This window comes from Saccharibacter sp. EH611 (assembly GCF_009834765.1).
Lineage (GTDB): Bacteria > Pseudomonadota > Alphaproteobacteria > Acetobacterales > Acetobacteraceae > Saccharibacter.
The window spans coordinates 34,959-50,019 of record NZ_WVHP01000023.1 but is presented as its reverse complement, the minus strand read 5'-3'; the positions used below and the strand labels follow the sequence as shown (position 1 = coordinate 50,019).

The following is a 15,061-nucleotide window of genomic DNA, read 5'->3' as shown; positions in this document are numbered from 1 at the left end:
ACAAAGGCTTCCCCACCGGGTGAAGACTTAGCCACGTCCACGATAACCGGGTACGTCTTGAGAGGGAATCCACACATCTTCGGGTGGAGCGCCGGTCTGCCAAAAGACATCAATAGGAATACCACCACGTGGATACCAATAGGCACCGATTCGCAGCCATTCAGGATCGAGAAGCTCCACAAGGCGTGAGGCGATCGCGACGGAGCAATCTTCATGGAAAGCGCCGTGATTGCGAAAGCTAGTCAGGTAGAGTTTGAGAGATTTGCTTTCTACAATCCATTGGCGTGGAATGTAGTCAATAACGATATGAGCGAAGTCTGGTTGCCCGGTGACAGGGCAGAGTGAGGTAAATTCCGGCGCGGTAAAGCGCACGACATAGCGTTTTCCTTGATGGGGGGAGGGGACGCGCTCTAGAGTCGCTTCTTCTGGGCTGGTTGGGTTTGTTGTTGGTTGGCCAAGCTGGCTTAGTGCGTCTGTTCCGGGGGCTTTAGGGCCTTGGGGCGTGTGTTTAGTCATGACGATGATACCACAAAATATAAGAAAAATGATGAACCGGTTTGCAAAATAAGCAAATTCGGTGCAGAAGACGCTTCATTCTGTCTTAATTTGTCGCTCTCTGGAAGATCGCATGGACATTCGTAACATTGCCATTATTGCCCATGTCGATCATGGGAAAACGACGCTGGTTGACCAGCTCCTCCAGCAGTCGGGGTCGTTTCGCGAAAATCAGCACGTTGATGAACGTGCGATGGATAGCAACGACCTAGAACGTGAACGCGGGATTACCATCCTTGCGAAATGCACGTCCGTTGTGTGGGATAATACCCGCCTGAACATTATTGATACTCCAGGCCACGCCGACTTCGGTGGTGAGGTTGAGCGTATCCTCAGCATGGTGGACGGGGCTGTGATCCTCGTTGATGCTGCTGAAGGCGCTCTGCCACAGACGAAGTTCGTGCTGGGCAAGGCGCTTGCACGTGGGATTCGTCCGATCGTCGTTGTGAACAAGGTAGATCGCGGTGATGCGCGGCCTGACGAAGTTCATAATGAAATCTTCGATTTGTTTGCTTCCCTTGGTGCTGATGATGAGCAGCTGGACTTCCCGATGCTCTACGCGTCTGGTCGCCAAGGTTGGGCTGATGAAGAGCTCGACGGGCCGAAGAAAGACCTCAAGCCGCTGTTCGACTTGGTTCTGCGCCATGTGCCGGGCCCAGGTTTGGATGAGAATAAGCCTTTCGCGATGGTATCCACCATTTTGGAAAGTGATAACTTCCTAGGGCGTATTCTTACCGGACGTATCGAGCAGGGTAAGTTGAAGGTGAATGATCCAATCCGGGCCATTCGCCGCGACGGCAGCATTGTTGAAAGCGGCCGCGTTACCAAACTTCTTTCCTTCCGTGGCCTAGAACGTGTGGCTGTGGACGAAGCGAAGGCTGGTGATATCGTCGCGATTGCGGGTCTGTCTGAAGCGACCATTCCTGATACGTTGGCTGAGCCTTCCGTGAATGAGCCGCTGCCATCTACACCAGTTGACCCACCAACCTTGTCGATGACCTTCCGCATCAATGACGGCCCTCTGGGTGGTCGTGAAGGTAAGAAGGTGACATCACGTCAAATTCGCGATCGTCTCTTCAAAGAGATTGAAGGCAACGTGGCCATTAAGGTGACGGAAAGCCCTGAGAGCGAAGCCTTTGAAGTGGCCGGACGTGGTGAGCTTCAGCTGGGCGTGTTGATTGAAACGATGCGTCGTGAAGGCTTTGAGCTGACCATTGGTCGTCCACGCGTTCTGTTCCGTGAAAACGAAGAAACAGGTGAGCGTGAAGAGCCTTATGAAGAAGTGATCGTCGATGTGGACGAGCCTTATTCTGGTGTGGTTGTGGAGAAAATGTCTCTGCGTAAGGGTGTGATGCAGGATATGCGTCCATCTGGTGGGGATAAAGTTCGTCTGAGCTTCTTGATCCCATCACGCGGGTTGATCGGCTATCATGGTGAGTTCCTGACTGATACGCGTGGCTCTGGTTTGATGAACCGTTTGTTCCACTCCTATCAGGCCTATGCAGGGCATATTGAAGGTCGCCGTAATGGGTCGCTGATTTCTGCTGAAGATGGCACAACCACGACCTATGCTCTGTTCTCATTGCAAGACCGTGGTTCGCTCTTCGTTGGTGCGGGCGAGAAGGTCTATACCGGCATGATCATCGGGGAACATTCCCGTGAGAATGACCTTGAAGTGAACGGTGTGCGTGAGAAGAAACTCACCAACATGCGTGCTTCTGGTAAGGATGAGTCACTTCAGCTGGTTCCACCACGTAAGATGAGCCTAGAGCAGGCCATTTCTTACATTGAAGATGATGAACTGGTGGAGGTGACACCTTCTGCTATTCGTCTACGGAAACGTTATCTTGATCCTCATGAGCGCAAACGCGTCGCTCGCGGGAAGAAAGCGTAAAAGACGTTTTGAGAAAGGCCGGTTTTTCCGGCCTTTTTCTTTGTCTTTACGGCAAAGACGTGCCGCCTATAGTAAACGCTCCCTGACAGCCGTAGGCTGAGGATACGTTCGTAGAAGGAATGCTGTGATGTCTAAAAATCTTTATGCCACGATGAGAGCCCTGCCAGAATGCCGCGAGAAAGTGGCCAGCTTGCTCACGGCCTTGGCTGATAATGTACGGGCTGAACCGGGCTGTGTGCGCTTTGTGGTCTATACCCGTGAAGATGATCCGCAGTCTTTCCATGTGGAAGAAAGCTATCGTGACGAAGAAGCGTTTAAAGCACATATGGGCACAGAGCATGGGAAGCTGTTTAACAAAGCGATTGAAACGCTTGTTGAAGGTGGCGCGTCACAGGTCGTGTTTTTAAATACCGTTGGGTGACTATTTTGCGCTGACGAAAAAGGGCCGCTTCTGTTTAGAAGGCGGCCCTTTTCTTTATGCACCCGTTTTGGGAGAGAGGCGGTTATGGAGAGCCGGGTTTTCCGAGGCTTGTAGAATGCTCAAAACGGAGAGCAGTGTCAGGTCGTGCAATGGGGTGCGCTGCGTGCATGGCCATAGCGGCTTCTGAGAAGCCTTGTAGAATAAGCTTCATCTTTCCCGGATAACTGGCCACATCGCCAATGGCGAAAATGCCGGGAATGCTCGTCTCTAACGTTGCGTGCTGAACGGGGATTGTGCTGCGATGGGTCTGAATTCCCCATTGAGCAATGGGGCCGAGATCCGTTGAAAGGCCGTAGAAGGGAAGCAGTGCATCCGCTTCCAGATGGCGATTCTCTCCTTTCATCGTGGCAACCTCAACATGATGAAGTGTGCCCTGTTCACCATGGAGGGCGTGGAGCTGATAGGGCACCACTTTCTCAATCTTCCCGTCTCGTACCCTCGCCTCGACCTGAGCCAGTGTTTCAGGCGCACCCCGGAAGCGGTCGCGCCGGTGGAGCAGATAGATATGCTCTGCCACATCGGAGAGCGAGAGGGCCCAATCAAGGGCGGAGTCACCTCCGCCAGCGATAACGACCTTTTTTCCGCTGAAATCGGAGCGTTTCTTGACATAATACTGCACAGCTTGGCTCTGCTCATACGTCTCTAACCCCTCGAGGGGAGGGCGATTAGGCCCAAACGCTCCTGCGCCGGCAGCGATAATCACCGCTTTGGCATGTACTGTATCGCCACGGTCATTTTTTAAGATGAAAGCACCGCTTTCCCCTTGAAGACTACTGACGCGGCTGCCGAGCAAACGTGGAATATCAAAGGGGGCGATTTGTGCTTCTAACGCCGTAATCAGATCTCCCCCTGTGATGGAAGGATGGGCGGGGATGTCATAGATGGGTTTTTCGGGATAGAGCGCAGCACATTGGCCGCCGACGCTTTCCAGAACATCCATCAGCACGCAATCAAGGCGCAGCATACGGGCTTCGAAAGCGGCGAAAAGAGCGGTTGGTCCTGCGCCAACGATGGCGATATCTGTCGTGAGGGAAGAAGCTGTATAGGTCATGATGTTCCCTCATAAGCATTTTTTGATCATGGGAGTAGTATTTTTACACGTAATAAACACACATCATTTGTTTATGAACTCTGTTGGTTGGGATTGAGAATTGACAGAAGGGCTTTCCACCCCTCACAGTTTAAGACCTCGTAATGAGAATGGAGGAGAGGTCTCATGACTAAGAAAATCCCAGCAACACTTATTCCTGGTGATGGCATTGGTCCTGAGATCACCCAAGCGACCATTGACGTGCTGGATTCTCTTGGCACGCCTTTTGTGTGGGACGTGCATCATGCTGGAGTTGGTGCTTACGAGGCCACTGGTGAGGTGCTTCCTCACAAAACACTCGAGAGCTTGCGTCGCACGGGGTTAGCGCTCAAAGGGCCGTTGACGACGCCGGTCGGGGAAGGCTTTCGCTCCATTAATGTGACATTGCGCCAGATGTTTGGCTTGTACGCTAATATCCGCCCGACAAAGACCCGCCTTCCTGGAGGGCGTTATGAAGGGGTTGATCTCGTTGTTGTGCGGGAAAATATTGAAGGGCTTTATGCAGCGATGGAGCATTATATGCCTGTCGCGGATGATCCAGAGGCCGTTGCTTATGGGGCGGGGTTTAATACGCGCATTGAGTGTCGCCGTATTGTGCGTCATGCGTTTGAGTATGCCCTGCAGCATGGTCGCAAAAAAGTAACCTTGGTGCATAAAGCCAATATCCTAAAGAAACTCAGCGGACTTTTCCTACATGAAGGGCGGCGCGTCGCGGCTGAATATGCAGGGCGCGTGGCGTGTGATGAGCGTATCGTTGATGCGTGCGCGATGGAGCTTGTCATCCGTCCAGAAGCGTATGATGTGATTGTAACGACCAACCTGTTTGGCGATATTCTGTCTGACCTCACGGCGGGCTTAGTCGGTGGTCTTGGCATGGCACCGGGGGCGAATATCGGTGAGAAGATGGCCATTTTTGAAGCCGTGCATGGGTCAGCTCCTGATATTGCTGGTCAGGATAAAGCGAATCCCGTTGCGTTACTGAGCGCAGCATCGTTGATGTTGGTGCATGTGGGCCGAGCAGACCTCGCGCAAACGTTGGATCGTGCGATGGATGAGGTGTTGGTTCAACAGGGCGTGCGAACGGTGGATCTTGGCGGCCAAGCGGGCACGAAAGCTTTCACAGAGGCGTTGCTGTCTGCACTGAAAAACTAAGGAGATCACCCATGGTAGCTTCAACGACGCGTCCTTATTGGGGTGAACTTTCGGTCAATGGCGCGCGTTATCGCACGCTCAGTATTCCCGCTCTTCTTCAAAGTTCCAAAGGCTTGGAACGTTTGCCGACATCGTTGAAGATTTTGTTGGAAAACAGCGTTCGTCATGGCGGAGTAGCAGCGCTGCATGGATTTGAAGACTGGGTGAAACGGGGCAAAACAGAGTATGATGTGCCGTTTTGTCCGTCACGGATTTTGATGCAAGATTTCACTGGTGTTCCTGCGGTTGTGGATCTTGCGGCGATGCGTGACGGTATGGTGGCGCTAGGGGCGGAACCGCAACAGGTGAATCCGCGTGTACCAGTTGATCTCGTGATTGATCATTCCGTGCAAGTCGATGTATCCGGTGAAGAAGATGCTTTAACGCAGAATATGACGCGTGAATTTGAGCGGAACCGAGAGCGTTACGCTTTTCTGCGATGGGGGCAGGAAGCCTTTGACCGTTTCCGTGTTGTGCCACCAGGAGCGGGCATCTGCCATCAGGTTAATTTGGAATATCTAGCGCCTGTTGTGTGTGAGGCAGCAGACGCCGAGGGACAGCATCTCCTTTACCCCGATAGCGTGTTTGGCACGGATTCCCACACTACGATGATTAATGGTCTTGGTGTGCTCGGCTGGGGTGTTGGGGGAATTGAAGCTGAAGCGGCAATGCTTGGTCAAACGGGGACGATGGTGATCCCTGAGGTGATCGGTGTGCGTTTAGAGGGGCAGCTGCCTGAAGGCACAACCGCAACGGATCTCGTGTTGACCATCACGCAAAAACTGCGTGCTAAAGGAGTGGTTGGGCGCTTTGTTGAGTTCTTTGGGCCAGCTTTAGCGGCACTACCAGTTGCTGATCGTGCAACGATCGCGAATATGGCACCAGAATATGGTGCTACGGTAGGTTTCTTTCCCGTTGATCGTAAAACGGTGGAGTATTTGTATCAGACGGGCCGTTCCCAAGAGCATGTGGCGTTGGTGGAGGCTTATCAGCGCCAACAAGGGCTGTGGCATGAGTCGGAGGCACCGGAGCCGACTTTTACCGATACGTTGTCCATTAATTTGTCAGAGATTGTGCCCTCTATCGCTGGGCCTCGCCGTCCACAAGACAGGTTAGCGCTGACAGAGGCTGGAGCGGCTTTTGAACGCTTCTTACAAGAAACTGCTGCTCAGAAAGAAAGGCGGGGTGATGTAAGCGCCCCTGTTGCAGGCGAATCCTACCGTCTTACAGATGGGGCGATCGTGATCGCAGCGATCACGTCCTGCACGAGCACATCTAACCCTGAGCTTTTATTGGCGGCGGGACTTCTGGCGCGGAAAGCGCGAGCATTGGGGCTGATGCCTAAACCATGGGTGAAGACGTCGTTGGCGCCGGGCTCTCGTGTGGTGACGGATTATCTGAAACGTGCCGGACTGGATGAAGACTTAGACGCGCTGGGGTTTCAGACGGTTGGTTATGGCTGCACGACATGTATTGGCAATTCCGGGCCTTTGGCGGAGGAGGTTTGTCAGGCCATTACAGAGCATGACCTTGTGGTTGCCTCTGTTCTGTCAGGAAATCGGAACTTTGAGGGCCGGATTTCTCCTTATGTGAAGGCGAATTATCTCGCGTCTCCTCCATTAGTGGTGGCGTATGCCCTGTTGGGGCGTATGGATGAAGACATCACTCAGGCTGTATTGGGGCATGATGGGGAGGAGAACCCTGTCACGCTTGCTGATTTATGGCCAAGTCGTGCGGAAATCGCGGAACTCCTCGGTTCTGCGTTGCATCGTGAGGATTTTCGTGAGCGTTACCAGACAGTAACGCGCGGCACGAAAGACTGGCAGAATGTCCCGGTGGCAACAGGGACGGCGACGTATCCGTGGGATGAGCGCTCAACCTATATCCATAACCCGCCTTATTTCACGCATTTATCTCCTGAGGGTGCGCCGCTGCGTGACATCACAGATGCGCGTATTTTGGCGTTGTTGGGTGATAATATCACGACGGATCATATTTCTCCGGCTGGCGCGATTGCCCCGACGTCTCCAGCGGGACAGTATCTGCGGGAGCAAGGCGTTGCGGAGGCAGATTTCAACTCCTACGGCGCCCGGCGTGGGAATGACCGTGTGATGATGCGGGGGACTTTTGCTAATATTCGGCTGAAAAATGAAAGTGCCCCCGGTACGGAAGGTGGGGTGACGCGTCTTTTCCCTGACGGGGAGCAGATGAGCATTTTCGAGGCGTCTGAGACTTATCGCCAACGAGCAGTTCCGCTCGTCGTGATTGGTGGGAAAGCCTACGGCATGGGCTCATCACGTGACTGGGCGGCTAAAGGCCCAGCCTTGTTGGGTGTGAAGGCGGTGATTGCCGAGAGCTTTGAGCGTATCCACCGGGCAAATCTCGTCGGAATGGGCGTTATCCCGCTCACCTTCCCTCAAGGTGTGACACGCCGCACGTTGGGCCTGACAGGGACGGAGCGCGTGACGCTTCAAGGGTTGGAGCGTGTTGTTCCACGTGGAACAATCACAATGACGATTACCTCCGAGGACGGGGCACAACAGCAGGTAAGCCTGACCTGTTGTGTTGATACTGATGATGAGCTGGCCTATGTCCGCCATGGCGGTATTTTACCGTATGTTTTGCGCGATATGGCTCATAAGCCATGAGAAGAATGGTTGGTCTCTATGCTCATCACGCTGTCTTCCCCAGCTCACACGGCACGCTTGGCACAACAACTCGCTGAGCGGGCCCGTTTAGGGGACTGTTTTGCGTTATCGGGTGGGTTAGGAGCTGGGAAAAGCACGTTTGCCCGGGCTTTTTTGCAGGCCCTTGCGCAAGACCCCACGCTGGATGTGCCAAGCCCAAGTTTTGCATTGGTGCAGCCTTATGACACACCTTCTGGGCCTGTTTTCCATTATGATTTATGGCGGTTGTCGGGCCCTGAGGGGTTGTATGAACTAGATTGGGACGAGGCGTGTGACGGCATTATGCTGGTTGAATGGCCTGAACGTGCGGAAGATCATCTCCCTCCCAATGCTCTTCATCTCACCCTTGCTTATGGTGAGAGCGAAGAAGAGCGGCGTTTAACGCTCACCGGGTGGGACGCAGAACGCCTTGAAGGGGTTGGGGTATGAGTATTGCAACGATCCCTGCGTCTCTTCCCTTTTTAGACCATGTGGCGTTGAACTGGCTGGAACGTATTGGTCTGCAAGGGGAGAAAGAGGGCACAGAAAGCGGCACTGTTGGCACCATCCTCGTTCCGGGGCGCCGCGCCGCGCGGTCTTTGATGGAAGCGTTTTTGCGTGTGTTGGACGGGCGGGCGGCTTTGCTGCCGTCGATCGTGGCTTTAGGGGATGTGGATGGTGAGGCGCTTTTTTCCATGCGGTTGGAAGAAGGGCTGGCTCCCGCAGTAGAACCAACGCGCCGGTTGGCTATTCTGGCGCAGCTTATTGTTAAGGCCCCGCTCTTTCATATGGGGGCTGGGCAAGAGGATGGCGGCACGATTGAGCGTGTCTGGCCATTAGCGCAAGCCCTCGCAGAGTTGATGGATGAGGCCGAACGCTGCGGTATCTCGTTGAGTGAGAGGCTTCCTCATGCCGTGGCGGAAGATTTTGCTGACCATTGGCAAAAGACGCTGTTGTTTTTGCAAATTGTGACGGACTTTTGGCCTCAATGGCTGGCAGAAGAAGGCCTGAGTAACCTGATCGCCCGTCAAGTGGCTTTGCTGGCCGCACAGGCGAAGGCTTGGCAGGAGAACCCGCCGGAACATCCTGTATGGGCTGTCGGGTTTGTCGATGGGTCTGCTGGGGTCGCTACGGTGCTGGAGGCCGTTGCGGCTTTGCCGCGTGGTGTGGTGGTTTTGCAAGGGGTGGATTGCGCACTTCCTGAAAACCTATGGGAAAGTCTAACGGAGACACATCCTCAAGCTTTGTTTCGTGAGTTTTTGGCCCATGTAGGCGTTCGTCGTGCAGAGATTGAACAATGGGGGGTACCGAAGCGTCCAGGGCGAGAGGCACTGATGCGCACGGTATTGCTGCCTGAGCAAGGTATTTCCCGTTGGGGAGAACGCACGGGAGAAGAAGACTGTGCGGGGCTAAGCTTGCTTACCGCTGATGATTCACAGCAAGAAGCACAAACCATTGCCTTGATTTTGCGTGATGTGGCGTCTCAACCGGGGAAAAGTGCAGCGCTCGTGACGCCAGACCGCGCTTTAGCCCAGCGTGTACGCAGTGAGCTTGTGCGTTTTGGTATCCATGCCGATGATAGTGCGGGTGAGCCGTTGGTCAGAACGCCGGGAGCGGTGTTCTTACGGCTGATCGCGGCTTGTGTTAGTGCCGAACTATCCCCTGTTGCCTTACTGTCCGTTTTAAAGCATCCGCTTGCGGCGTTAGGGATGACGCCGGGGCAATGTCGTATTTTAGCGCGCCTTCTCGAGCGCGCCGTGCTGCGTGGGCCTGCCCCTGCACCGGGTATCGCAGGGCTGCGAGCTGCGGTGCAACATTATGGTGCGCTGCAGGATAAGATGTCTTCTGAGGAAGATGCATCGCCAGCTGTTGCGCTTATGGCGTTTTTAGATCGGTTGGAGAGCGCTCTTACGCCGCTTTTGTCCCTCGACGGCAAGGTTGCCGTACCGGATCTGCTGGAGGCGTTGATTACGAGTGCCCAAACCCTCGCTTCTGTAGAGGGGGAAGGCAGCTCCGAAGAGGCAGACCCACCCGGGGTGCGACTGTGGCAAGGTGATGATGGCGCGATGCTCTCTCAGCATCTTGTGGAGCTGCTGACCTACACGAAAGACCTTCCACCTCAGCCGGTTAGGGCGCTTGAGGGCTTCTTAACCGTTTCGATGGCAGGGAAGTCCCTGACTGGGCTGCGAGGCCATCAAGGAGGGGTGGAGCTGGCTCATCCACGGATCTCTATTTACGGGGTGTTGGAGGCGCGCCTTTTGGCCTTTGATACCGTGATCTTAGGTGGCCTTAACGAGACAGTATGGCCACCCGCGCCGGATTCCGGGCCGTGGATGAGCCGCCCTATGCGCCAGCGTGTTGGGCTCTTCTCACCTGAGCGGCAGATTGGCGCGAGTGCGCATGACTTTGCGATGGCGGCGTTAGCTGCGGATAATGTCATCTTGTCACGGTCGCAGCGGCGAGAGGGCGGCCCAGCTGTGCCGGCACGCTGGTTGGTACGGCTTTTGGCGTTTTTAGCCGGGCGGGGAGACGGTGTGGTTCTGCCGGATCATCCCGCTCTTTTTTGGCAAGAGCAGCTGGATCAGCCCGCAGGAGACGCTTGTCCGGTTTCTCCGCCAGAACCTTGCCCGCCTTTGGCTCTCCGGCCACGGCGTTTGAGTATTACGGCGATTGATACCCTCAAAACAGATCCATATGCGATTTATGCCCGCTATGTCTTACGCCTTAAAGCGCTCTCTCCTTTGGAAGAAGGGGTGGAGCATGCCGATTATGGGATGATCGTCCATAGCGCGTTGGAGCGTATGTTCCGCCGTTATCCTAAGGCATGGCCTCAGAAGGCAGCGCCTATTTTGCGCAGTTTGTGCGATGAGGTGTTGGAAGAGGTGGCGATTCGTCCGGCGCTTCAGGCTTGGTGGCGCCCGCGTTTAGCTCGTATTGCGGATTGGGTAGCGCAACAAGAAGAAGGGCGTTGTCAGGGGGAGGTGTCTGTCACGTCTCATACTGAAGTGACGACGCAGTATCGTTTCCCTGATCTTCCTGGAGGTTCGTTCACTGTTGCTGGACGTGCAGACCGTATTGATCTGGAGCCAGGCGATGGAGGAGAAGAGATGACAGCACGCGTGTATGATTACAAAACCGGCTCTCCTCCAACGGGCACAGATGTTGTTTTAGGTTGGGCTTCCCAAATGGTGCTTGAGGCTGCTTTGTTAGGGCGAGGGGCGTTTGAGTCACTGCCTCCTGCGCAGGTAACGCAACTTCTCTACTGGAAACTAAGCGGTGGGGTAACGCCGGGAGAAGTGAAAGAAGTTCCCTCTTCGAAAAGTAAGGTGAATTTATCAGAGCTTGTTGAAGGGGCCTTAGAGCAGTTACGGGCTTTGCTGACGGACTATGACACGCCGTCGCGGCCTTATCGCTCTCAACCTTGGGCCGGGCATGTGCCGCGATACACCGACTATGCACAGCTTGCCCGTGTAGATGAATGGCGCTTGTCAGCGACGGAGGATGACGCATGAGCCAAAGCCTGACAGCAACACAACGCCGCCAGCAGGAGGCCATTGCACAAGCTGATAAGGTGCAGCGGGAAGCGTCTGACCCGCGGGCGTCTGTTTTTGTGTCAGCTTCAGCAGGCTCTGGGAAGACGAAGCTGCTTATTGACCGGCTTTTGCGTTTGATGTTGCCGCTGGAGGACATCACTCCAGAGGGCGAGCGCGTACTGCTAGAAGGCTCCGATCCGGCGCGTATTTTGTGCCTGACCTACACGAAGGCGGCAGCGGCAGAGATGGCGAACCGTCTGCAAGACCGGCTCGGGCGTTGGGTGTCGTTGGAGCCAGAAAAGCTGGGGCAAGAATTACGGGCACTGGATGTCCCCGATACAGAGCATACACGAGCGCGAGCCCGGAGTTTGTTCCTTAAAGTGTTGGATCTTCCCGGTGGGTTGCGCGTGGAGACGATCCATGCGTTCTGTCAGTCCTTGCTCAGGCGTTTCCCGTTAGAAGCAGCACTAGACCCGCATTTTGCGTTGATGGAAGAAACTGACAGCGCTCTTGCTCTCCGTCAGGCGTTGGAGCAAGAGCTTAGCCTGCACCCGGCGCATGCGCAGGGCCTTGCGAGTGTCGCAACTTTTAGTGATGTCGTGGAGCGTGTCACCGGGTTTAATGAGAAGATCGCGCGCCTTCAGCCGCTTGTGACGCTATGGAACCAACGTCCACAGCAAGTGATGGCGGCGTATCGTCGTTTGCTCAAGGCTGGTGATGAAGACGCAGAGACGGTCGAGTGTGAGGCTGTGCGCTTGCCTAATGAGGAGGCGATTCGGGAAGGGCTCAACGCAGCATGGCCCAAAATGTCAGACGCTGGGCGGAAGAAAGGCCAGCAGCTTTTGGACTGGCTGGCCACTCCTGTAGAAGAGCGGGTACATGGTGTGTTGTTGGGGCTTTTGCTGACTGACAAGGGAACGCCCCGTAAAATGGGCAGTATTGTTGCAAAAGCGGCTCAGCCTCTGGCCCCGGGGTTGGTGGAAGCGTTGGAGCAAGAAGCGCAGCGTCAATTAGAGTTGCGAGAGCTGATCCGTGTACAGCAGCTCTTACGGGTTAATCAGGCTTTGTTGGGCCTCTCTGTTCCTGTCTTGTCGCGGTTTCAGAAGGAAAAGACCCAGCGTGGTTTGGTTGATTATAATGACCTGATTGCCCATACCCGGGATTTGTTGCGTGACCCCGGTGCCGCGTGGGTAATGTATAAGCTTGATGGCGGGATTGACCATCTTCTTCTTGATGAGGTGCAAGATACATCGGCGTTGCAATGGGAGATTGCAGGGGCTCTCACTAGCGATTTCTTCTCTGGTGAAGGGCGGCATGAGGACACACCACGGCCACGCACGATCTTCGCGGTGGGGGACTTTAAGCAGTCCATCTATAGCTTTCAGGGAGCAGAGCCGGAACAATTTCATAAATGGCGGAAGGAATTTGCGCGACGCGTGATAAGAGCTGGCCTGTTATGGCGTGAGCCGAGTTTGAAAGTGTCCTTTCGGTCGGTGGCCCCTGTTTTGAGCGTCGTGGATGGAGTATTTAAGCAGGATATAGCGGCATACGGACTGCGTGAAGCCGGTACAAAGACATTGGAAGAGCATGTTTCTGCCCGCCCTGGTCAAGGAGGTCGGGTGGAGCTTTGGCCATTAGTGCCTTCCAAAGATGGGGGTGAAAACCCTGATACAGATAAGGAGAGCAGCCCTTGGCGGGCACCTTTGCGCAATAGTGATAAGCGTAGCGCACCGCAGCGTTTAGCCGAGTCTCTGGCAGAATGGATTAGCACGCAGATTGGTCGTGCACCCCAGCTGGGGAAGCCGCCATTACGAGCAGGGGATGTTTTGGTGTTGGTGCCCAAGCGCTCAACCTTCTTGCGGGCTTTTATTCGTGCGTTGAAGACCCGTCAGGTTCCCGTAGCAAGCTTTATTCGATCTGGTTTGACCGAGCAGGTTGCCGTGCGGGACTTGATGACGCTTTGTGCCGCTTTGCTGCTTCCTCAAGATGATCTGAGTGTGGCTAGTGTGCTGACTTCTCCCTTGGGTGGGCTGAGTGATGATTCCCTGATGGATCTAGCGACGCATGACCGAAAAAAGGCAGCGCTTGGCTCAGGGGGAACATCGTTATGGTCATTATTGCGCGATCGTCATGCTGAACGGGCAGAATGGCGTTCCGCTTGGGAGAATCTGTCTGCCCTTTATCGTCGTGTGGATTATGACACGCCCTATCAGCTGTTGGTTCAAGCCCTTGGTGCCCAGGGAGGGCGGGCACGTCTTTTAGCTCGTTTAGGGCCGGAAGCAGCAGAGCCTGTTGATGAACTGCTGAACGCTGCGCTGAATTATGAGATGCAGCACGCGCCGTCATTGCAAGGGTTTTTGCAATGGCTGGAGGCGAGTGAGACGACCTCACGTCGCGAGCCGGAAAGTGACGTCGATGCGGTTCGGATTATGACCGTGCATGGCTCTAAGGGACTGCAAGCACGTTTAGTGGTGCTCCCCGATACGACATCCACGACAGAGAGAGACCGTGACGTGCTCTGGCCTCATGAGGGAGGGATGGATGTTCCCCTCTGGGTGCCACGGAAAAAAGAGATGGGCACGCAGCGAACCGCACAAATCACCCAAGAAGCGGCAGAACAGTCACGCGGGGAGAAGAATCGCTTGCTTTACGTCGCGTTAACGCGTGCGAGCGATATGCTGGTTATCTGCGGTTGGGAGCCTGCGCGTGGTTCTGTTGGGGAGACCAGCTGGTATGAACAATGCCGACAAGGCTTCGCTCAGCTTGAGAATGTACAAGAAGCGGCGTTTGAGGGAGGGTGGGCAGGTTCTCTTTTGTCCCTTGAAGAGCGCTGCACGGAAACGTCTCCTCTCCAAAAAGCATCCACTCCGCATCAGGCGCCGACTATAGTGCCGTCATGGATGGGGCAGGCGCCAGATTGGCAGGCAGAGCCTGCACCACAAGAGGATGCGTTAGCGCGGCCTCTAACACCGAGTCGTCCGGATGGTGCTGAGTTTGGGCCTTCTCCTGCGGCACGTTCCCCATTGGATGTCGTGCAAGGGAACGCTAAAGAGCGGTCTTTTATGACTAATGGGCCGGTAAGCCGCCAAAGGGCGATGCAACGCGGGCGGCTGGTGCATCGGTTATTACAGCTTCTTCCAGAGATGCCGGTGCAGGAACGCGCAAAGAAGGCTTATCATTGGCTTTCACGTCCGGCATGGAAGTTGGAAAAAGAGGATGTGAACCAGCTGTGCGAGCAAATTCTTGCTGTGCTGGATGAGCCACGTTTAGAGCCGCTCTTTGGCTCTCGTAGTCGCTCAGAGCAGGCTATTTCTGGTGTGCTGAGAGGAGCTGTTGGGCAAGAGGGGCAGGTGGTTTTGGGGAAAGTAGACCGTTTCTGCCTTGAAGATGACGTGGTTTGGCTGTGTGATTACAAAACGGGCCGACGGCCTCCACGTGAGGTGGCACAAACACCATCGGCTTATCTGCGTCAGATGGCGGCCTATCGTGCGGTCATGGCGCAGGTCTATCCAGACAAAGAGATTCGCTGTTTTCTCGTATGGACAGAAGGGCCACAAGTGGATGAACTCCCACGTAGTTTGCTAGAGCCGTCGTCTCTGTGAACAGGATAGTGGACTATAGCGGTTGTCTTTTTTACAAGTAGCCCAATAT

General features: G+C 54.8%; 9 protein-coding genes. 7 read left to right on the top strand and 2 right to left on the bottom strand.

The window, feature by feature from the left end; translation table 11 throughout:
- Positions 1-27: 27 nt before the first annotated feature.
- Positions 28-516, bottom strand: a complete 489-nt coding sequence (gene queF / locus GS535_RS08700) for a preQ(1) synthase (RefSeq protein ID WP_160792972.1) — start codon at positions 514-516, stop codon at positions 28-30.
- A 112-nt stretch (positions 517-628) separates the two neighbouring features.
- Here queF and typA point away from each other — a divergent pair, with 112 nt between their 5' ends.
- On the top strand, positions 629-2,449 hold the full coding sequence (gene typA / locus GS535_RS08695; protein WP_160792973.1) for a translational GTPase TypA: 1,821 nt from the start codon (positions 629-631) through the stop codon (positions 2,447-2,449).
- 127 nt (positions 2,450-2,576) lie between these two features.
- Entirely contained in the window at positions 2,577-2,870 is a 294-nt protein-coding gene (locus GS535_RS08690; protein WP_160792974.1) for a putative quinol monooxygenase, read from the top strand.
- A gap of 82 nt (positions 2,871-2,952) precedes the next feature.
- Here GS535_RS08690 and GS535_RS08685 read toward each other — a convergent pair whose 3' ends face one another.
- Positions 2,953-3,981, bottom strand: coding sequence for an NAD(P)/FAD-dependent oxidoreductase (locus GS535_RS08685; RefSeq protein WP_160792975.1), 1,029 nt, complete (start codon positions 3,979-3,981; stop codon positions 2,953-2,955).
- A 165-nt stretch (positions 3,982-4,146) separates the two neighbouring features.
- On the opposite strand from GS535_RS08685, the gene GS535_RS08680 reads away from it, so the two are divergent.
- Genes GS535_RS08680 through addA form a run of 5 tightly spaced genes read left to right on the top strand, consistent with a single transcriptional unit; the run spans position 4,147 to position 15,012 of the window.
- A complete protein-coding gene (locus GS535_RS08680; protein WP_160792976.1) occupies positions 4,147-5,172 on the top strand; it encodes an isocitrate/isopropylmalate dehydrogenase family protein in 1,026 nt (341 codons plus the stop codon).
- Between the two features lie 11 nt (positions 5,173-5,183).
- On the top strand, positions 5,184-7,859 hold the full coding sequence (acnA, locus tag GS535_RS08675) for an aconitate hydratase AcnA (protein ID WP_160792977.1): 2,676 nt from the start codon (positions 5,184-5,186) through the stop codon (positions 7,857-7,859).
- An 18-nt stretch (positions 7,860-7,877) separates the two neighbouring features.
- Positions 7,878-8,327 carry a tRNA (adenosine(37)-N6)-threonylcarbamoyltransferase complex ATPase subunit type 1 TsaE gene (gene tsaE / locus GS535_RS08670; protein ID WP_160792978.1) on the top strand — a complete coding sequence of 150 codons (450 nt, stop codon included), beginning with the start codon at positions 7,878-7,880 and terminating at the stop codon, positions 8,325-8,327.
- Complete coding sequence (addB, locus tag GS535_RS08665) at positions 8,324-11,389, top strand: double-strand break repair protein AddB (protein ID WP_160792979.1); 3,066 nt, start codon at positions 8,324-8,326, stop codon at positions 11,387-11,389. The genes tsaE and addB overlap by 4 nt, the downstream gene beginning before the upstream one ends.
- Entirely contained in the window at positions 11,386-15,012 is a 3,627-nt protein-coding gene (gene addA / locus GS535_RS08660; RefSeq protein ID WP_160792980.1) for a double-strand break repair helicase AddA, read from the top strand. The genes addB and addA overlap by 4 nt, the downstream gene beginning before the upstream one ends.
- Positions 15,013-15,061 lie beyond the last annotated feature (49 nt).

Coding starts and splice junctions, on each gene's coding strand:
- queF (WP_160792972.1), bottom strand. CDS start 516: ATGACTAAACACACGCCCCAAGGCCCTAAAGCCCCCGGAACAGACGCA.
- typA (WP_160792973.1), top strand. CDS start 629: ATGGACATTCGTAACATTGCCATTATTGCCCATGTCGATCATGGGAAA.
- GS535_RS08690 (WP_160792974.1), top strand. CDS start 2,577: ATGTCTAAAAATCTTTATGCCACGATGAGAGCCCTGCCAGAATGCCGC.
- GS535_RS08685 (WP_160792975.1), bottom strand. CDS start 3,981: ATGACCTATACAGCTTCTTCCCTCACGACAGATATCGCCATCGTTGGC.
- GS535_RS08680 (WP_160792976.1), top strand. CDS start 4,147: ATGACTAAGAAAATCCCAGCAACACTTATTCCTGGTGATGGCATTGGT.
- acnA (WP_160792977.1), top strand. CDS start 5,184: ATGGTAGCTTCAACGACGCGTCCTTATTGGGGTGAACTTTCGGTCAAT.
- tsaE (WP_160792978.1), top strand. CDS start 7,878: ATGCTCATCACGCTGTCTTCCCCAGCTCACACGGCACGCTTGGCACAA.
- addB (WP_160792979.1), top strand. CDS start 8,324: ATGAGTATTGCAACGATCCCTGCGTCTCTTCCCTTTTTAGACCATGTG.
- addA (WP_160792980.1), top strand. CDS start 11,386: ATGAGCCAAAGCCTGACAGCAACACAACGCCGCCAGCAGGAGGCCATT.